The 19,246-nt window shown below is 36.5% G+C and carries 18 protein-coding genes and 1 pseudogene; 7 read left to right on the forward strand and 12 right to left on the reverse strand.

From position 1 onward, the window contains the following. Positions 1-123: 123 nt before the first annotated feature. Positions 124-1,722, forward strand: coding sequence for a hypothetical protein (locus M3183_RS14555; protein ID WP_251470811.1), 1,599 nt, complete (start codon positions 124-126; stop codon positions 1,720-1,722). Between the two features lie 198 nt (positions 1,723-1,920). Here M3183_RS14555 and M3183_RS14560 read toward each other — a convergent pair whose 3' ends face one another. The 4 genes from M3183_RS14560 to M3183_RS14575 form a co-directional block, all read right to left on the reverse strand. Further along, complete coding sequence (locus M3183_RS14560) at positions 1,921-2,448, reverse strand: hypothetical protein (protein ID WP_251470812.1); 528 nt, start codon at positions 2,446-2,448, stop codon at positions 1,921-1,923. 1 nt (position 2,449) lies between these two features. Continuing rightward, positions 2,450-3,322 (reverse strand): gamma-glutamylcyclotransferase family protein, encoded by an 873-nt coding sequence (locus tag M3183_RS14565; RefSeq protein WP_251470813.1) that lies wholly within the window; start codon positions 3,320-3,322, stop codon positions 2,450-2,452. A gap of 81 nt (positions 3,323-3,403) precedes the next feature. Then, complete coding sequence (locus M3183_RS14570) at positions 3,404-4,318, reverse strand: winged helix-turn-helix domain-containing protein (protein ID WP_251470814.1); 915 nt, start codon at positions 4,316-4,318, stop codon at positions 3,404-3,406. A gap of 1,001 nt (positions 4,319-5,319) precedes the next feature. Beyond that, complete coding sequence (locus tag M3183_RS14575) at positions 5,320-5,715, reverse strand: VOC family protein (RefSeq protein ID WP_251470815.1); 396 nt, start codon at positions 5,713-5,715, stop codon at positions 5,320-5,322. Positions 5,716-6,058: 343 nt separating this feature from the next. Here M3183_RS14575 and M3183_RS14580 point away from each other — a divergent pair, with 343 nt between their 5' ends. Then, a complete protein-coding gene (locus M3183_RS14580) occupies positions 6,059-7,489 on the forward strand; it encodes a PQQ-dependent sugar dehydrogenase (RefSeq protein ID WP_251470817.1) in 1,431 nt (476 codons plus the stop codon). 32 nt (positions 7,490-7,521) lie between these two features. Here M3183_RS14580 and M3183_RS14585 read toward each other — a convergent pair whose 3' ends face one another. The 5 genes from M3183_RS14585 to M3183_RS14605 form a co-directional block, all read right to left on the reverse strand. Then, the gene (locus tag M3183_RS14585) at positions 7,522-7,899 is read right to left on the reverse strand and encodes a cupredoxin domain-containing protein (RefSeq protein WP_251470818.1); all 378 of its coding nucleotides are present in this window, start codon (positions 7,897-7,899) and stop codon (positions 7,522-7,524) included. Positions 7,900-8,746: 847 nt separating this feature from the next. Further along, positions 8,747-9,511 carry a L,D-transpeptidase family protein gene (locus tag M3183_RS14590; protein WP_251470819.1) on the reverse strand — a complete coding sequence of 255 codons (765 nt, stop codon included), beginning with the start codon at positions 9,509-9,511 and terminating at the stop codon, positions 8,747-8,749. Positions 9,512-9,577: 66 nt separating this feature from the next. Then, positions 9,578-10,075, reverse strand: coding sequence for a hypothetical protein (locus M3183_RS14595; RefSeq protein WP_251470820.1), 498 nt, complete (start codon positions 10,073-10,075; stop codon positions 9,578-9,580). A 46-nt stretch (positions 10,076-10,121) separates the two neighbouring features. Further along, complete coding sequence (locus M3183_RS14600; RefSeq protein ID WP_251470821.1) at positions 10,122-11,366, reverse strand: DnaB-like helicase C-terminal domain-containing protein; 1,245 nt, start codon at positions 11,364-11,366, stop codon at positions 10,122-10,124. Next, positions 11,366-12,364, reverse strand: coding sequence for a DnaD domain protein (locus M3183_RS14605; RefSeq protein ID WP_251470822.1), 999 nt, complete (start codon positions 12,362-12,364; stop codon positions 11,366-11,368). The genes M3183_RS14600 and M3183_RS14605 overlap by 1 nt, the downstream gene beginning before the upstream one ends. 400 nt (positions 12,365-12,764) lie before the next feature. Between M3183_RS14605 and M3183_RS14610 the strand changes: the two genes are divergently transcribed. The 4 genes and pseudogenes from M3183_RS14610 to M3183_RS14625 all read left to right on the forward strand — a co-directional run bounded on the left by M3183_RS14610 (position 12,765) and on the right by M3183_RS14625 (position 15,734). Beyond that, entirely contained in the window at positions 12,765-13,331 is a 567-nt protein-coding gene (locus M3183_RS14610; protein ID WP_251470823.1) for a glycerol-3-phosphate acyltransferase, read from the forward strand. Then, a complete protein-coding gene (locus M3183_RS14615; protein ID WP_251470824.1) occupies positions 13,315-14,931 on the forward strand; it encodes an aminotransferase class V-fold PLP-dependent enzyme in 1,617 nt (538 codons plus the stop codon). Before M3183_RS14610 ends, M3183_RS14615 begins: the two co-directional genes overlap by 17 nt. A gap of 124 nt (positions 14,932-15,055) precedes the next feature. Then, positions 15,056-15,244 carry a hypothetical protein gene (locus M3183_RS14620; RefSeq protein WP_251470826.1) on the forward strand — a complete coding sequence of 63 codons (189 nt, stop codon included), beginning with the start codon at positions 15,056-15,058 and terminating at the stop codon, positions 15,242-15,244. 183 nt (positions 15,245-15,427) lie between these two features. Further along, a pseudogene (locus M3183_RS14625) lies at positions 15,428-15,734 on the forward strand (hypothetical protein). A gap of 92 nt (positions 15,735-15,826) precedes the next feature. Here the strand turns inward: M3183_RS14625 and M3183_RS14630 are convergent. Next, entirely contained in the window at positions 15,827-16,609 is a 783-nt protein-coding gene (locus M3183_RS14630; protein ID WP_251470827.1) for a hypothetical protein, read from the reverse strand. Continuing rightward, the gene (locus tag M3183_RS14635) at positions 16,581-17,678 is read right to left on the reverse strand and encodes a hypothetical protein (protein WP_251470829.1); all 1,098 of its coding nucleotides are present in this window, start codon (positions 17,676-17,678) and stop codon (positions 16,581-16,583) included. Before M3183_RS14635 ends, M3183_RS14630 begins: the two co-directional genes overlap by 29 nt. A gap of 327 nt (positions 17,679-18,005) precedes the next feature. On the opposite strand from M3183_RS14635, the gene M3183_RS14640 reads away from it, so the two are divergent. After that, complete coding sequence (locus tag M3183_RS14640) at positions 18,006-18,536, forward strand: HD domain-containing protein (RefSeq protein WP_251470830.1); 531 nt, start codon at positions 18,006-18,008, stop codon at positions 18,534-18,536. A 494-nt stretch (positions 18,537-19,030) separates the two neighbouring features. On the opposite strand, the gene M3183_RS14645 is transcribed toward M3183_RS14640, so the two are convergent. Then, on the reverse strand, positions 19,031-19,246 hold a 216-nt coding region (locus tag M3183_RS14645; protein ID WP_251470831.1), incomplete at its 5' end, for a hypothetical protein.

The following is a 19,246-nucleotide window of genomic DNA, read 5'->3' on the forward strand; positions in this document are numbered from 1 at the left end:
TTAAACAATAATAATAATTAGTACCAATTAACTATTTTCTTTCATCCTACTTTTGAGAAAGCGTCATATACATGTTAAATTTTTACTATAATATTAATAATACAAATAGAAAGGGATTTAAATATGTCTAGCCTAGACCAAATTATTTCAAATCTTGAAATGGAGCTGCAGCAACTTCTAGCCGCCTATAAGGAACAAATTGTTACGTTAGAATTAGAAAATAAGAATCTACGGTATGAAATTGAAAAAATAAATAACGAAAAAAGTACATTACTTGAAGAACTCAGAAACATAAAAAATAGTAAACCTTTAATCGAAAAAAATCATTCATATTCCTCTTCTACATTAGACCATTCTTTATTATTGCTTTCGGAATTTAATGAAAGCATCGAGAAAGAAGACCTTGAAACGGTGCATTATTCACTTGAACTACTTTGCAAAAATCCCATACATCTGCCTAATGACGATTCCGACATTAGGATTTTCGTTAATAACATTTTTCATCTTGTCAAGGCAATTAAAGTTTTGGAAAATGAATTTATTGATAAAATAGTGGCAAACTTTTTCAAATTATTATCAACACTTCGAAGTAAGCAGACAGCTTATTTAACTCATTTTCTTAAGGAAAATTATCCCGAACTGTTAGACTGTTCCCTTAATTTAAATGAACCAAAAACAATCATTCGATTTCTAAAACTATTAATGGACTATCAATTTGAAGTTGAATTAGCAGAAGCATTATCACATATTATTAAAGTGGAATGGAGTTTTCTAGATTTTAACGTTTCAAAAGCGGAGTTTTGTTTCTTTTTATGGTATGCTTACTTATTTGACTTAGATGGAGAACTGCTTGTTAAAACCCACGAAAGTAAGAAATGGTTAGATGTAAAGAATAGTGTGTTTCAACTATATTCATATCTATTAGACTGCATTAAAAAGCAAAAAGTTAAAGATAAAAAATGGCAAAATGAATTAATACAAAGGTTTAAACAAAATAAAGTATTCAATATGAAAGAAACCGAACGAATTTTAGAAAAAGTACATTACGATTTTGATAATATAGTCATTACAAAAGATCCATTAAAGTTTCCTACTTATGAAAAGGCTTTGCATATGGTAGATACAGTTAAGCTCAATCAATTAATAATAGATTTACAATTAAAGAAAAAAGATGTTTTTGTTCCTATTTATTCAAATAAGTCTCTTAATATTTTTAATGGTGAATACCATAACGTAACCGTTTATTTGAAAGAAGGCAGCAAAAAAAAGAAAAAAGCATTTATAACGTTTGAGGATGTAGAAGAAATTCATAAAAAAGTTAAACCAGGAAGAATAAAAGCAGTAAAGTATGTTGAACCGCAAACAAAAAAAACAATTAATAAACCCATAGTAACAATTAAATGGCCAAGTACTGATTTAAGAGACAAACCAAAGCATCCTTCCCAAGAGCAAACTGCCTTAAATGAAAATAGTGAATTAAAAAAACAAGGATACCAAATTACAGGCCTTACCAGGGCAGAACGCTGGTCTATTCTTCAAAAGGCTGTTCCCGCATTAGGCTTAAAAAAGGTTGCCTACACAATTGCGAATAATATCAGATTACGAAAAGGCCAAAAAAATGGCCAAAGAAAATTTAGTTACGCAATTGGGGAATGGGAACTTGATTTGGCCAAATTGAAAAAAACTTACTATCAAAAAGATTTTACATGGCCAAGCTATTAAATTACTCTTTAAGGTAATTTCTCCGTTACAAAAATCAATTTTTTAAAAAGGCCTATTCTATTTTTAACTTTGCGTTGCCTGGCACTCCTGAAGACTTATAATATATTTCGAAGAAGGCAGTTTAGACGTTGACTTAAAAAAGGGTAAGTCCCCATCCCAAGCAGGTTCTGCTGGGAGGGGACATTTTGCCTTACTCTTTTATTCTAAATATCCATTGATTTCAAACTGTTTGCTCCAAAGTGAAAATTGTTTACTATAAATGGATTTGCACACTTCAATATCATTTTGGTAATGCTTCAGAACTTGGATTTGTTTTAAAATAGACGAATCTTGAAATACGGAAAGCAAAATTTTATGGGAGCTAGTGATTGACCTTACATGAATATATAGTTCTTGGAGGTTTTCAGGATGAATATCCTGATACAATTCGATGAATTCTTTGTTAGCATCTTGAAAATATTGATTGACCAATCTGATTAAATTTTTATCTTTTAAAACATACAGTCCAATCATGACGAGCGCGTCTTCCAGCATATTTTCTAGTGTTGGAATCCAGGTTACTCTGTTTGAGTTAGTTGGTTCATGCTCCTTAAATATGTCTGCTGGTGTTAAAATCCATGCTGGTCTGCTATTTTCCGAGAGATACAGCGTGTGTGAAATGTTTAAAATTCCATTGTCATATGAATGCTTCTGGCCAACCAAAATTTGCGCAGTGAATGTACCCATTTCACATTCCTCCTATTGTTTGATGTAGATTTTTTAAAAAATTTATATGAGTTTTTAGCTTTGATATATAATCAGCTGATAAATAACCATCTGCTCCACGTAGGATTTCTTCTTCATATTTAGCCGATGGAGCAGTTTCCTCTTCCTTGTCCTTAACAGTAAAGGTAAGTGCCTGTATGTCCTTACCATGTAGCTTAATTGTTACAAAAGTCGCACGGTAGGCAGTGGGCGCACCTTCACGTTGATATAGATAATTTTTTAAAGCCTCAATAGGAATTTTGTAGACCTTGCCTTCCACCCTACCACCTTCCTCCACAATATCAGCTCGCCCCATACCATCTTCCTTAGATTTGCGGGTAAAACGTAGAGTATAATTATCAAGCACGCCAACCCCGAGCATATCCTGAAAGTAGGCATCTACTCGTTTTTCGATAAATCGTTTGTTGTCCATGCAGCTTCCATAGGCAAAATAAAGAATTGAATCGTTTTGCTTTTTTGTCCATTTGTACTCCTTCCAATCACCCCAAGGTATTCTTTTGTTTAATAACATCTCTGGACCTGCTACATATACATAGGCATTTGATTGACCCTTGTCTGTATATACTGTTTGTTCGACTCTTTCATATAAATTGGATGACCCACCTCTCCTATATCCTTCCAGTACATCAAGACGATTTAATTCAGTCTCCGTTACTGAGTAAAGTTCACCGTACACATAAGATGATTGTGATTGTTTCATGGCTGGATAGCCATATCCTGCATCATACAACTTACCATTAGTCCAACACTGTTCTGCGATACACGATGCATTTTTTTTAAGATGGGCATTTCCTTCTCCTTTACGTAAGGTTCCATATACAAATACCTTTCTCATTCTTTACCACTCCTTTGCTTTTGTTGATTTCAGTGTAAAACAAGAAGGTTGCGACTTACGCAACCTTCGGAAATTGTCTCATTATAGAACTTTTATAATTTTAGTATCAATAGAATTCCACTTATAGCCATGCCCACGCTTGTTGACAATGGGATTCCCGCACTCACCAGGTAAACATTTTTTTACCTGATTATTTATTTTAGATATAATGGATTTGATTGAAGAGAGCTCAGGTGCCTCATCCTCTGACCATACGTACATAACAAGTTCTTCCTTTGTAACAAACCTGTTTTTTTCAATCAAGTAACTTAGGACTTCTGCTTGTTTTCTTTCTAACCTCTCTGTATCATTAGGACCGGAAAAGGTTGGACTAAGATGTGCCAAATCTAACGTCCCTTCATATGATTCATCATTATTTTGTAAATCCTCCGCATCGTCCACACTTACAAATTCAATATCGCCATCCGGATAGTGAACGATTCTTCTGGAATACCCCTCCTGTGTAATAAGCGCTTCCACTTCTTTTATTTCACTAGAGAAATTATTCTCCTTGTCTAACTCTTTCGCTTTTTTTAAAAAGCAATAGGCTTCCCGATCCTTTACTAGATGATAAAAAGCTTTTGCAATTGTCGCATATGCCCGTAACAATCTAATATCAGACAAAGGTTGCTTTATAGCTCTTAAAAAGTATTCAATGCACATATTATAATCTTTTGTTTCATAGCTGACATGCCCCATCCGATATAAAGCATCCACATGATTTGGAAAAAGCTCTAAAACCTTTTTAAACAGTTTAGCAGCTTTCATTTCATTCACATATACCAATTTTTCATCAGTCCCACACCGGACTAATAATTTCGCAAGTTCCATCTTGTATTCAGTACATTCAGGATATTTTTGTAAAAGGCTTTGGTATATCCTGATTCCACTCTCTAGCCAAGCTGACTCTCTCATAGACCCTTCTTTTCTTTTCCAATTCCTAATTACGTCTGGCATTGTTAACACCCCTTTATATAAACACAAACATGAATAATGACAGGCTTTTTTTATTTCCTAAGTCTTGTAATACCAATTAGTTTATTTAATTCAACCTTCTTTTCTTAGATTCCTTTTTATCCCTAAAAAGGTTTCTTAAATTGAAAAAGGCCATAATATGTAAAAATATCAACATTTATAAAATTTATAGTGGGAACTGAACGTAAAGCGATATGAAACTTGAGAATATTGCATTGAAATTTTAAAAGAAATAGTGCCGAGCACCTTTCAGATTTCTGGTTGGTGCCTGACACTATTCTTAACGCTAAAGGTCCATCCAACCCTCTCAAGAACTCACTGCCACACCCTGTCCCATATTTAGTCCATCCACCAATCACCGTCATATTCCGCAGCAAAATGTATAGACATAACCTGCTGCAATCAGCTTAATTTTTCCAGAACATTCCATTATTTTACTTTGGAATGACAAGTCTATCTACATAAACTTTAACCTAGTATAATAATTCTGAATATCTGTATCTTTTCAGGTGATATAAATAACTTCGAAGAATAAAATTGGTGAAAGAGCTTATTGAGGCGATAAAGGCTCTTAATATATTTAAAGGTTATTTTACGGAAAGTTAGGAGAAGTTTGTTTAAATTAGGAAATTGTCGCATGACACCTCGAATATATAAAATAAGTGCCGAACTTTCAAAATGGTACATGACAATGGAAGGAGACCGATCCTATGTCGGCAAGTAAACAAATATTTCAATGGGCAGGACTATAAAAACACACATGACAGGCAGTTCTTTTTCCTAAATTTTATTCTTGAAATTTCTGTTTTATAACATTTTTTGGAACACAGACAATGATTTGTCAATTTAATCAAATTCACTATAAAAACAAAAAAATAAACCTCACAAATAGTAAACTTGTCAGGTTTAAGTTAGATGCATTCTTTTATTTATCCGTCCTTAATAAACCCTCATATCCATTTATATTGAATTCAATAAAAAAGCTATTTAGCTTTCTGATCTGGTTGATGAATACCAAAGATATTTCCTCCTGTATCTAAATAATATCCTTGCCATGCCATTCCTGGTAGTGCGTATTTTGGTAATGCAACCTTGCCGCCATACTCTAGAATTTTCGCTTCAGTTGCATCATAATCTTCCACTCCCATCGTACAAGCATAGCCGTTTAAAGCTTGATTGGGTTGTGGAGGAGGACTTTGACGTTGCATCAATGCACCATTAATTCCAGGCTCGTTTTCCTCACCAGTCACGGCTCCGAAATAAGGCATTCCAGCATATTCACTCCAGTCTTGAAAGGTCCATCCAAATACATTCCCATAAAATTTACTCGCCCGGTCCATGTCATCTACATGAATTTCGAAATGTACTAATCTTCCCAAATAATTACCTCCTATTATATTACTTACCTTCCTATTATCACCAAATACATTTTCGATAGCAACTGTTTTCATTGTGATAAGCAATGAGCAAATTTATACGTTCGCTTCCCAATTTTTGAATGACCTATTTCGTTGATGGACAATCGTCTTACATTACCTGCCTTCTCATTAAAATCAAGGCTGCACTTTTCTGTCTTATTTAGTTCACTTCTGACATATTTATCATGACGCCGAAATCACATTCATGAAGAAAATCCCCCATGAGTTTCCGGCTCTAATACTAATAGAACCGTTTGATTCATATTCTTATAAAAGAAAACCATCAAAAGGGGTGTATAGTCCGGTGAAAAAAGTGAAGGTTCGGTTGCGGCCCATTGTTACAAAGGTAAATTTGCCTACAGTTTTAAAAACAGCTATACTTCCGGGCGACTCAATGGAAAGTTTATTTATTGCAACCCAGGTTGGAGAAATCTTTTACATAAGAAATGGGGATATAAGGACCTTTTTAAATATCGGTAAAAAAATCATAAAGCTTGGTAGTTCTGAACCAGGTGTTTCTGGTCGTGGTTATGATGAACGGGGTTTGCTGGGGTTGGCATTTCATCCCGCATTTACTTATAACGGTTTGTTTTATCTCCATTATACAGCGTCGGGAACACAAGGTCCGGGTGCACTTTCAGACCATTTTAAGCCTGAACCGTGTCATTCCGAAACCTTAAACCTAAAGTGGACAAAAAGAGAAACTCATTATGATCATATTGATACAGTTGAAGAATGGATTTTACAATCAAATGGTCAGCCTCAAAAAAGAAGGACATTACTAAATTTAAGAAGACCGTTTTTCAACCATAATGGTGTCAACAGTTTAAACTTTTCACCTGAAACAGGAAAACTTGTTTTAACAACCGGGGATGGCGGCGCAGGCTATGATCCATTTAATTTAAGCCAGGACGATATGGAAATTGCCGGTAAAATCATTGAAATTGATGTCAATAAGAATCATGTTATTAATAATCCGCCTGTCGTCACACGTTTTAATGAACTTCCGGCACCTATTCAAGAAATGCTTACGGTGATTGCCAAAGGGGTTCGTAATATCCCAGGTATTTCATTTCAAATATATTATAATCAATATATTAAATATATAGGAAATGTTGGTCAGGATCTGGTAGAGTCAATTTTTTCTTTTGTTCATTATAAACCAATACCGGTTACCCGCCTTGTTCAAGCATACTTAAGTCACATCGAACCTGACCAAACAGGATTTATTAACTTTGGCTGGCGGGGATGGGAAGGTGCTTTTCCTACTTCATTTATAAGCGGCTGCACTGAAAATCCGTCTTTAAATGAGAAAACAATTGCTTATTACGATGAAGCAGTAAAAACTTCCGCTTGTCGTCTTCAGCCTTTAACTTATTATTTTCATAAAGATCCAAGGCCCGATAAGTTTGGAGGAACTTCACTTACAGGGGTGCAAGCCTATATGGGCAGTGGAATCCCCGATTTAACGGGAAGCATTGTGTTTACCGATCTTGCCGGTGATGTACCATCGCAGCCTACTGTTAAAGGAGTTCTAGCTTATACCAAAGTAAGAACAGATGGCAAACAAAATGATTTTCGTATGATTGAAACCGATTATCATTTTGGGAATCAAACACCTTATTATGTTAGTCTGGGAACGAATTTGGATCAAACCATACTATATTTAGGGGTTTATGGCTCTATGAAAGTGACCGATCTGAATCAAGGTACTGTTTTTGAAATTGTTCAATGAACAAAAACGCAAGGCCAAATTGGCCCTGCTTGTTATTTGACTATTACTTTTCCAACCATTCCTTCCCTGAAATGGTACCGGCATATCAGTTCATATGTACCGGGCTGTTTCGGATTCACGGTAATGGTTTTTTCTTTTCCTGGCTGGACTTCAGCATCAACTCCAAGTTTTTCCACTGTGAAGGTGTGCTCTTTCTTCCCTTTGTTTTTCAATATCAATGTAGTAGTTGTCGCATTGGGAATAGTTATGGCTTTAGGATTAAAATAATCGTCATTCAACTCGATTTCCATGGCTTTCACCGTTTCTATGGGCTGAGTTTCGGCAAATACGCCGAGTGAGCCTGGAGCTGTCACAGCCACAATCATAGAAAACAATACGAGCAATCCTGTTAACCGCTTTTTCGTAAACATTCGCAATCCCTCCTTTCCTAAGAACTATTTTTTTCTAATTTATAAAAAACTATTACTTTAAATTGGAGTTCAACGTCCTTTCAAATAGAATTCATTTATTTTTAAAAAAGAGACACCTCATAAATTTTTCTTCTATCATTTCAGGCACCTTATAAAATATTCAATTTTCCTTGTTTCCCTATTAGTAAATTGTTGAATAGAATCGCATTTTGACTAGGAAACATTTTAGCTAAAAGGATATAATACACTTGAGGAAGAGAGATTAAAGTACAGTCAGGGATGAAAGAAATATTGCGAGCTTTAAAGTTGCATACCGCCCATATTAAAAAAGAATTGAATACACTGAATACCGACCTTAAAACCATATTAAGGATTTCAAAACTGATCTTGAGAATCTAATGAATGAAAAATTCGAACATATGGAAGAAAAACTTGATCGTATATTAAGTCTAAATATAACGGTTTCAGAGTTGAGTTAACCGAAACACAGGAAACCGTTGATTACCTTACCATCAAAAGTTCCCAACATGAAAAAAAAGCTTCGAAATCAAATTGGACAGAAATCCCTGTTCCATTTCTTTAAGCATTCAAATAAAACGAACCCCAAAGCAAAACACTTTTAAAGTCTGCCTCTGATTATGAACCAAATCAAACCAATTAACCAAACTAAGATTGAATGTTTTATTATATTTTCATAAATAAAAAGTAGATGACTAGGTTTATCATGATCAACTACTATTCATTTCTTCTCAAAAGTCTTATTATTCTGGACAAACTCCTGATAATGTCTGTGCCTTTTTATACCATGAAAAAACTGCCCAACAACCTGAGCAGTTTTTCTTTAGAACTATTTGATTCCTAGTGCTTTTTTCGTTGCCGGTCCAACAATCCCATCTACAGTCAGATGGTGTTTTTTCTGAAAAAGGCGGACTGCTTTTTCTGTGTTTGGTCCAAAAGATCCATCAATCCCTTTTGTATTGTATCCAAGCGAAGTCAGCTTCTTCTGCAGTGTCTTTACAGCTGAACCTTTGCTTCCTCGTTTTAGGATGGATGTACTTTTCGTAACAGGGATTGAACTTTCACCGCCTGAAACCTTATATCCATTGGATGCAGCGATAGACTTGAAAGATCTGCTTGAAGATGTAATAATGACCGGTGTATACAGGGGAACCTGTTTATACAGCCATTCTACCTCTTGGTCATACATCCGGATACAGCCGCTGCTGACATATTTGCCGATGGAGCTGGGATTGTTATTTCCGTGAATAGCGTAAGTAGTTCCCCATGTTCCTCGTGCATTTAAACCGAGCCATCGGTTGCCAAGAGGATTTCGAGGGTCCCCACCAGGAATTTTGCCCTTGTAGTAAGGGCGGTTGACAATTTTTTTCACGATTTTAAACTTGCCTTCAGGTGTTAATGAGCGGCTCCTCCCTGTTCCGACCTTAAATATTTTTTGCAGCTTACCGTTAGCATAGTAAGCAAGTTGATTGTTTTGTTTATTTATGATAATCAACTTACTACCTGACGCTGCAAAAATAGTAGTGACCCCAACATTTAAACTGAACAACATGAGAAAACCAACGACAAATAGAATAAACCATTTTTTCTTCAAACCGATCCCCCCACCACATCTAAATGACCAGACGTTTTATCCTATGATGGGGAAATTGTCCTGTATTCACTTTTTATAGTTCCATTCCTTCATTCGGGATTTTGGACCTATAGCACCTATCTCCTGGTTCTTTTGTCCGCCGCTTCGTTTCATAAAATATCCCGCTATAGCCGGAAAACTCTTGAATTCCTTCTTCATGTCCCGGAAAGAAATAACACCATTTCCTCTTGCAAGCTGAAATTCCAGCGGATATTCACGACAATTCAATGGGCGTTTACGAAATGTCTGGGTATAGAACCTGATGGCTTCTTCCTGACTGCAAGCATAGATGAAGACAAAAACTGTTCTGTTCATCTTCAAGGAATAAATTCCAGACTTATAAATCCCTAAAACATTTTGTTGAATTATTTCCGCTGCTTTTTGATGATCTGCCTGCTTTAAATCTAATTTGGATATGTTGTCACCTAGTGTAATTTTCTTCTCCGCTAACAAATGATAAATATAATGAGCTAAAGTTGATTCTTCAAAACGGAAACAGTCTAGATAAACATCCTTTACAAGCATAAGAGAGCACCTCTTGAAAATGAATTATTATTGAGCTTTTATAAAGTTATTCCTTTTGGTCCTCAATGGACCCGGTATGCTCGTTATAATGGACGGCAATGGTTCCAACCGGACCGTTGCGGTTTTTCGAGACAATGATTTCAAGGGTATGATCCTTAGAATCTTTGTCATAATAGGCTTCGCGGTATAAGAACAAAATGACATCTGCATCCTGTTCAACACTGCCCGATTCTCGAATATCAGACATCATCGGCCGTTTATTGGCTCGAGATTCCACCGATCGATTGAGCTGTGCCAAACAAATAACGGGACAGTTGAAATCTTTCGCCATTGTTTTAAGAGATTTCGATATTTCTGATACCTGTAAATGGGCATTTCCTCCGTAGAATTGGCTTGATTGGATCAATGTTAAATAATCGATAAAAATAATTGGTTTCTTGTATGGAAATTGATGCATGAGCTTTCTTGTTTTCGCTCTCATTTCAGCAATCGTTTGTCCAGCTCCATCAAAAATTTGCAAATGGGTTTCATTAAGATTCCCAATCACGTCTGACCATATTTTCTTTTGACTTTGCGTGAGCATTCTTTTCGGATCTCGCATTTTTGCCCGGTTAAAGCCCCCAGTTGAAGCCATTAGCCGGGTGGTTATAAGCTTTTCAGGCATCTCTAAAGAAAAGACAATCGGTAGAAACCCTGCCCAGCCCGAGATTTTAGCAAAATGAAGCATCACATCGGTTTTTCCCATCGAGGGCCTCGCTGCTAGTATCGTCACTTCCCCGCCCTGAAAGCCTCCTGTCACGAGATCGAGCTTTTGGATGCCCGTTGTCACACCCTTGGAATCTATTTGATCTTCCCACGGTGCCTCATAGATCTCAGCCAGCGCTTGTTGTAAGGGCGTGTGGTCTTCCATTTTCACTTGGTTAATTTTATCCAATTCGGTAATTACTTTCGCTATCTCCCAATCATTCATAGCTGCAAGAGTTAAAATGTTTTTCTTTTCCCGCTCCTTCCACGATTCAAGAATGAGCTTCTCCGTTTTATCGAATTTTTCAGGATCTGCATACGATAACAATTCCGATAAGTATGACATTCCTCCGAAAGATTCAAGGTCATGCAAGGTGGTCAAGTCAAGTAAATCAATATTTTTACCATTCCGTTTTAATTCCACCATTCTTCTCAATAATTCCTTATGCCGCATACTTTCCAAATGTTCAGGTTGAATCACGGTATCATTGAGCAGGTATTCTGTTTTCATCAAGCTTCCTAAGAATACTTTTTCAGCCATACTCATCAATCTTCACCCGCGGTTAGATCAAGTTCAAATCCATTTGGAATCGCCCTTCCGGCAGGATACGCTACGGTTGATTGCATCTGTTTTGGTTCATGGTTTTGATTCTGGTGATACGAATCTATTTCTTCCTCGGTCAATAAAGATTCATTTTCCCAATTCTTCAGAATTCCCACAATGTAGCTCAGCTTACGCTTGTTATTGGCACAAGCAATATTCATAGCCTTTAAAATGATATTTTTAGGCTGTAAAAAGCTAGAATCATCCAGCCAGGATAATAGCTGCTGTTTTCCATTCACATTTGTAAAACCAAATCCATTCGAGTCCCAAAACTCGATAATTTCTTCTACATCTTCTGTATTTTGATTATTCTCTAAGGTGTTCTCTAAATATGGTTTATTCTCTATCTTTGGATTAAAAGCTTTTTGTTGTTGTTTTTCTTTTTCATTTTCTTTTTCTTTTTGCCCCTCTTTCGTATAACGATACGCGAACGTTTCGTCAAACGGATCAGATTCAGAATCAACGTATGATTCATTTTCAATCTGATCGTAGATTTCCTGAACGTGAGAGCTCTCATCCTTACTACAAAAAGATTCATATAAGCCGCGAATTTCTATTTTTTGTATTGCTTCTGAAACATAATGAATAAGTGAAGCATCCTCGACCTCTTTTAATTCGGAATAAATACAGTCCATGACAGGTTTCCCGCCTTTATGCAGGTTATATCTCCCCCAATTTTTAATGGCTAGTTCTCTTGTTTCTGGATTGTAGCGAATCAACTTATGATGCTGGATAAACCGTTCCATTAACGAATGCACACTTTCGATGGAATAACCTAAATCAAAAGCCATTTGCTTTTTCGTCATTTTATAAATTCCAATTTGAGTCGTAGAGGGATTTGTAAGCAGATAAAGGTAAAAATACTTATCTTCAGGAGTCATCTCTTCCGAAACAATGGGATTCTTCCAAAAATCAGTTCGCACCATTCTATATTTTGCCATCAATAACCACTTCCCTTTCTTAATAGAAATTACTTCATATTCTATATAGTGGTTTGGAAAGGAAATGGACATGCCGCTTTCTAAAAAATAGGTAATTATTTTATAAATAGAAAACACCGCCCCAAACGTTATTGCACTTCATCCTATTCTGATAAAGGTTTTTACTAAATGTAGAAGTGGAATAAGTTTTAAAATGATTAGTAATATGTTCTTATTTAAAAAACAATTGAAATCTTCGCTAATTAACCGCAAAATAAAGGTAATCATGTTAAAAAATACCACTATCTAAGTGTCCACCCTTCCGCGGACAAATTTACTTGATTGGTGCCTGACACCAAAGATACTTAGAGCGATTCCGCAAACTGAAGCTAGTAAAAGGCGCCAAACCAGGAGTGATTTCATGTATTATATATTTTCATATTTAATCGGAAGTGTAATGTTTGGTTTTTTGGTGATGAGGTTGTTGTATGGGGTGGATATTCGTAAGGCTGGAAGCGGTAATGTGGGCGCGCGGAATGCGGGACGGTTCGGCGGAAAGACTGCATTTTTATTGATTTTTCTCGGAGATGCTTTAAAAGGTACAGCCGTGATCCTGCTCGCCCGATCCTTACACTATTCTGAAACCGTTCAATTGCTGGGACTTGGCTGCGCAATTATCGGGCATATCAAACCGATTACCTTAAAGCTTAAAGGAGGTAAAGGCGTCTCCACCTTTATCGGCGGGATGCTGGCCTTCCAGCCGTGGCTTGCCTCCATAATCATCTCAGCTTTTCTCATTCTTTATACTTTCACAAAAAGCTTCACCTTTGCGGGATTAGGCTCATTTCTTACCATCCCGATTGTCATGCTATTAGAAAGCAAAACTTGGCAGATTGTTTTAATTGTTGCCGCTATTGTCGGGCTTGTAATACTTGCTCACATTGAAAATATGAAAGAAAGGTTGAGAAAACATGAGCAAAACGTTTAATTATTTTTTTAAAATAGCCAATAATAACGACGAATTTGAACAAATTTATCAATTAAACTATCAAACTTTTTCAGAAGAAATTCCGCAGCATGAACAAAACGCTGAAAGAAAGCTTATCGACCCATTTCATGACGAAAATACATATATCATTTGCCTAAAAGAACGAGAACTGGTTGGAATGGTGGCAGTCCGCAGCAACCGCCCCTTTTCGCTTGATCGCAAAATTGGACCGGTCGAAGAGTCACTTCCGTTCACCTTTAAGCAGCCCTGTGAAATAAGATTACTGGCGGTTAAAAAAGAATACCGAAATGGACAGGTTTTTTTCGGTTTGGTGCAATTTCTCGTAAAATATTGCCTAAAAAAGGGCTGCGATATCGCCTTTATTTCAGGAACGGTGCGGCAATTGAAATTGTACCGACATATGGGGTTTAAACCTTTCTCCCATTTAACCGGAACAGAAGATGCACGTTACCAGCCGATGTTTTTAACGAAACAAACGTTTGAACTATCGCTTGCTGGAAGAACCATGAAGAAAGACTTTTCGTTTCTCCCAGGACCCGTTGCGATTTCGGATAATGTACATGAAGCGCTGAACCGCGCTCCCTATTCCCACCGATCTGAACATTTTCATGAAACGATAACGGCAACAAAGAAACAGCTTTGCCAGTTGGTAAACAGTCAGTATGTTCAAATATTGACAGGTACAGGAACATTAGCAAATGATGTGGTAGCAGCACAACTTTCATTGGTTCCCGGTAAAGGATTGATTTTAACAAATGGGGAATTCGGTAGACGTTTGGTGGAACAGGCAAGACGCCTCGGACTTCGCTTCAATGTGTTAAATAAAGAATGGGGAGAACCGTTCAGTAAAGAAGAGATTGTTGAAGGGCTGTTACGTGAGACAACCTGGATATGGGCCGTTCATAGCGAAACATCGACAGGCATGCTCAATGACCTGGAGCTTTTGAAAGAGATTTCGAGCGATTACGACATAAAACTCTGTCTGGATTGCATCAGTTCCATTGGGGCGATCCCGGTCGACTTGGAGGGGGTTTACCTGACAACAGGAGTCAGTGGAAAGGCGTTGCACTCATTTACCGGTCTGTCATTCGTATTTCACCACCATGAAGTCGGACCATCGCCAATTCTGCCTGCCTATCTCGATCTCGGCACCTACATGGAAAAAGGAAGCATCCCTTTTTCTGCCTCATCCAATTTGGTAGAAGCACTCCATTCAGCATTGGAGAATATTTCAGAGGAGACATTTGTAAAAACGGCTGAATCCCACCAATGGCTTAAGAAAAAATTGAGGGAACGAGGATTTCAACTGGTGACAGACGGAGAGAGCAGCTCGCCCATCATCGTTACGATCGAACTTCCAAAGTCAATCCCATCTGTTGAAATCGGCAGCCTTCTCTATTACTATAACTATCACTTACACTACGAAAGTGATTATTTAAAGGCTCGAAACTGGATCCAAATAGCCTGCATCAACGACTACCCCGTTGCAATTTTGGAAAGAATGTTGGAATTGTTGTCAATGGCTAAAGAAACATTCTTTAATGCGGCTTATCAACAAAGTTCAATATTCCCATACTAAAATAACACCAATAATTATTCACCTATTATATGTACTTTTTGCTAATACTATAAATGGTACAAAAAGCGGGGTAAATAGGAAGTCTTAGGATCCTCGTTTATTTAAATTATATGGAGGTCAACATATGAAAAAAGAACCTTTGGATCATTTACAAAATCAGGATAACACTAATTTAAACACCAAAGGAAAAGAACAACTGTTGGAAATTAGCTCTACTGGATATGGACTGGAGTCAGTTTCCCAGATAAATTCGAAGAAGCTCCAGCCCAAACTAAAGAGCAGCGATGGAAATTCCTCATGCGGAGGATTATAAACTAGATACCAAATAATACTTTTCTAACAAATCAACTTTAAGAAAAATAAACCAACAATTTATTTGCAAAAATCTTGAACTAAGGTTTTAGATTTCGCGACGGAAAGATTTTTCTTGAAGGATAATATTATTGATGTAATTCCAAATGACCTAAAGAATAAGATTAATACAGAAATTAAAGGAATGACTTTCGCGAAGAACTTTCGCTCGCCTACCGCGGAGGAATGGTATATTTTTTTACCAAGCTATAAGGACCCTGTAACGGGGGGCTGCCGGAAAAACCATCATTCATTATAACCTGTTTGATACGAAACATATATTTATTAAGACAACAATCATTTTTGATGATCCTGAATTACACAAAAGTGAACTACACCAACTTGTTTATGCCGTTTCAGACGAGATTGTGAACCGACTTGTCGGCTATGCGGATACACTTTTATCTGTTCACTCCGGTAAAAATTCTTATAATGCTGAATACAAACAATGACCCTTCGATAATTTTGCCAATTGTGGCATAATACGAGTGCCGGATAACGAATCCAGCACTCGTATTTTTGACTATATATTAATTAATAAAACCTACCATAAAATTAGAAATACAAGCAATATAAGGAAGGACACTCCCTGACCAACTGCTAACCCAATTAACCACTTGTTTAAGTGTCTTTCTTTTTTCTCTGTGGTTTCAACATATAGGTTCCAATTTTCTTCCCACTTTTTATTCCATTTTTGTTGAATGTTATTTTGGTCATGGCGCAGCCGGGTTTCCACTTGCTCAGACACATCCATCAGATTCGCTTCAACAGTTGTAAGGTTTTGAAGAATAGAAGACAGTCTTTCCCCAATGGATTCATATTTCACATTCATTATGGAAGCTTGTTCGCTAAGCTCCTTTGAGAACAGACCATGGATTTCCACCTGTGAGGAACGAAGGGCTTCCAGCACTTTTCCGGTTTGCATGTCCATAAATTTATAATCATTCCGCTGCAATTCTTTTAAATCCACCAGCAGCTTTTCAGTCTTCGCAATATATTCTTGATATTGCAGATGCCACTGGGATATCTTTTTTTCCAATACAATGATATTTTCATTGAAATGATTCATCTCGCTGTCAAATAACTCTGACTGCGGTGTAATGATTTCTTCCTTTAACTGTTCACTGATATTTACAGGAACCTGTTTTAACGACTTTTGCATTTTTTCTACAGATTCATATACTTCCTCATTTAATTCAGCAAGTGTTTGCTCACGTTCCTTTAACAGGTTCTTTAATTCATCATAAAATAAAAGGTTATTGATTTTTTTTAAAGATTGAATCGCTTCATTATATTTTTCATCCACGACTGTATTCGAAGTACTCATTTTCAATAATCCTTTCTGCTTGCTTTAAAATAATTTGACAGTACTGATAATACATCCATCGTTCCAAATCCGTTGACTCTTTTGCAAGCAATTTCGCCTGCCATTCTGACACAGCCTGTACAAATTCTTCCTTTAGGATGGTATCCAGTTTTTGCAGCTGTTCCAAATCTTGATTCCATGCCCATTCCACCTTTGATCGTCTTTCCTCTAATTTAGCAATCCATTTTACCTTTTGCCTTTTCAATGTTTGCTTCTTTTCTGCCTTTTTAACGGCCATACTTTGAAAGGTCTTTTTTCTATCACACAACTGCGTAAGCTCTCTTTTCCCTAGCTCCTTCAAACAATTCAATTGGTCTGCATAATAGTTATAAGCAATTGTGTTATTTCGATTAAACGTGTCCGCAACAATCTTAAAATCCTCTTCAAAATTTTTCAGTACTATGTATTGATCAAACCCTCTTCCATGCTTTAACGATAAAGCAGCCGCCGGTGGATTGGTTTGGATCTCATGTAGTATGGGTGGAGCAGCATCATGCATCATTTGTTTTAACTTCCCAACAGACTCTTCCAGCTGCTCCTTATAGAACTCTGCCATTGCCCATTCCGCCTTGTTAAAACATTCAATCAATTTGCTGGTTTTTCTATCTTTAAACACTACATGCTCTTTTTTTGGATCTAATTCAAATTTGGTATGTATCTCACACTGGAATTTTTCCAATTGAAGTTTATCTAAATTCTTTATCAGCCCTTGGAAATGGGTAATCTCCTCTTGTATAGTTTGTGCCTCTAAGGTCAGCTCCTGATAACTATTCTCTTCTTCTGTTAAACTTTTCTTCATTCGTTTAATTTCTTGATCTATCTGTTCCAGGTCCAGACTTTTTTTCCTGTAGATGCTGTACTGCATCTTTTTCATCTGGATAATCTGATGTTCCGGTGTTTCCCCGGCTGATAATTCATTCAGCCAATCTTGACCGTTAAACCGAAGAAACTCTTCATCAAAACGTGCAAGAGCTTTATATATCCATTGGTCCTTTTCTTCCTCAAGTTTAGTAAGCAAATCGATGCCCATGCTTTATAACCTCTTTAAATAACTGTTTGTTTTAAACTGGTACAATCGATGGCTCCTTGTACCTCATTAATTGCTGTACTCAGGGGTTACAGCAATTCTTAGACAACAATCATTTCTATTTAAATGGTAAAAATCCTTCTATTAAACTATTTCTTACCCTTTATTTTACTCAGTAAACGTGCAGATTTACCAGCCATTTTAAAAATTTTAATGAATATAAAACATTTTCGTAATAAGGTTCTTTTTTATTCGATTAATACCATTTGTTACAAAAACAACACGAATTGTTTTATAATACAAGTTAATAATTTTATTAGGGTGATTAGAATGAGACATGTCACATTGATTCAAATTTTCAATCATCATATTGCAAAAAAATATCTGAGCCGTTCCGGAATTGCCCATGCAATTGCTTGTGCTTACAATGCATTTAAACTAGCCAAAAAATCAAATGTTTCTGTTGACTTGGCAACAAAAGCGGCATTACTCCACGATATGGGTCATTATACTTGGTATAGCAACGGAAAATGGGATTATGATTTATACAGAAAAAATGATATTCATGCGATCAAAGGTGCAGAACGAGCCCATAAATTGTTGATCCGATTAGGCGAAAATCCAATTATCGCGAAAGATATTGCCTTGGCCATTTTATTTCATACGGATTCTTATATGCCGGAAGGTTTTATTAAAAGGACCCCATTACAAGAAATTGTTAAATTAGCAGATGAAATGGACGAGGAACAAGGCGGCAATCATCATTATCGAAAAATTGAAAAAGAAAAGGCTGTAAAATTGATTGAACGGTTGGACGAGATGGTTGATGAAGAATTGGAAAATACGACTGAGCAAAATTAAAATGCTGCTGTAATGGACTTTTTAAAAAATCCCATACTACACCCCCGCCAATTAAGCTTGGCGGGTTACTTATCAAGTTGAAAACATTATTTTACCCTTATTCTCCGCGGGCAAAATTCTCCTTTTATTTTTACCGCCTGTTGGTATTTGACTGAATCTCGGGTAATATCATGCCTTTATTTTTACCACTGACATCGTTTTGGGGACCTTTCGGGCAATATCCTACGTTTATTTTTACCCTTATTTAATTTTAAGAGTCTCTGCGGGCAAAATTCTCCTTTTATTTTTACCGCTTGCTGGTATTTGACTGATTCTCGGGTAATATCATGCCTTTATTTTTACCATTGACAACGTTTTGGGGACCTTTTAGGCAATATCAAACGTTTATTTTTACCCATATTCAATTCTAAAAATCTCCGCGGGTAAAATCCTCCTTTCATTTTTACCGCCTGTTGGTATTTGACTGAATCTCGGGTAATATCATGCCTTTATTTTTACCATTGACAACGTTTTGGGGACCTTTTAGGCAATATCAAACGTTTATTTTTACCCATATTCAATTCTAAAAATCTCCGCGGGTAAAATCCTCCCTCTATAAATGTTGATTTATCAACGGTTTGACCCGTTGGTGGGGTGTCAAAAAAATATTTTTCGACACGATTTTCTAACAATATTTTTATATTATGTGAAACTATTCCATCACATGGGTA

It is taken from the genome of Neobacillus mesonae (genome assembly GCF_023715155.1).
In the GTDB taxonomy this organism is placed as follows: Bacteria; Bacillota; Bacilli; order Bacillales; family Cytobacillaceae; genus Neobacillus; species Neobacillus mesonae_A.